This is a genomic window from Rathayibacter sp. AY1B7, assembly GCF_002932735.1.
In the GTDB taxonomy this organism is placed as follows: domain Bacteria; phylum Actinomycetota; class Actinomycetes; order Actinomycetales; family Microbacteriaceae; genus Rathayibacter.
In genome coordinates this window covers 1-772 of record NZ_PSWK01000069.1, presented here as the reverse complement: position 1 = coordinate 772, position 772 = coordinate 1, and the positions used below count along the sequence as shown (strand labels likewise).

Sequence of the window (772 nt, the reverse complement as noted above, 5' to 3'; positions counted from 1 at the left end):
TCTAGCGGAGGGGCCGGAGGACGGCTCCAGCCCACGAGGCCGGTGCAGTGCACGCCCGCGGCGCGAGGCCGCACCGGCGGACTCCCCGGCTCCGAGCCGGCCCGCGGACTCCCCCGGCACCGGGCCGCCCCGCGGACGCATCGCCGAGCAATGCTCTCGATCCCGTCATGCGCAGTTCACACGCGGCGCATAGATTCGAGGACGTTCACACTCCACTCATCACGCGAACAGGACCACGATGCGCAGACTCCGCGCCGCAAGCCTCCTCGCCGTCGTCGCACTCGGAGCCGCCACCGCCGCTCCGATCGCCTCGGCCGCCCCTCTCGACGACGGCGTCGAGCTCACCCTGGTGTCGACGACCGACACGCACGGGCACGTCTACGACTGGGACTACTTCGCGAACGCGCCGTACCCGGCCGACGGCGCGCTCGGCCTCACCCGCGTCGCGACCGAGGTCGACCGCCTCCGCGCCGAGAAGGGCGAGGAGTCCGTGCTCGTCATGGACAACGGCGACGCGATCCAGGGCACGCCGCTCACCTACTACTACGGCCTCGGCGACGGCGCCGCGGGCGTCCTCTCCGGCGAGACGACGCACCCGATGGCCACCGCGTTCAACACCATCGGCTACGACGCGCAGGTCGTCGGCAACCACGAGTACAACTACGGGCTCGACATGCTCAGCGCGTACGAGGGCGACCTGAACGCCCCGCTGCTGGGCGCGAACGTCGTCGACGTCGCCACCGGCAAGCCGTACCACGACCCCTACACGCTG

At 71.6% G+C, this 772-nt stretch carries 1 pseudogene; it reads left to right on the top strand.

The features are described from left to right. Nucleotides 1–238 precede the first annotated feature (238 nt). Nucleotides 239–772: pseudogene (locus C5C95_RS17050) on the top strand (bifunctional metallophosphatase/5'-nucleotidase); the annotation flags it as partial.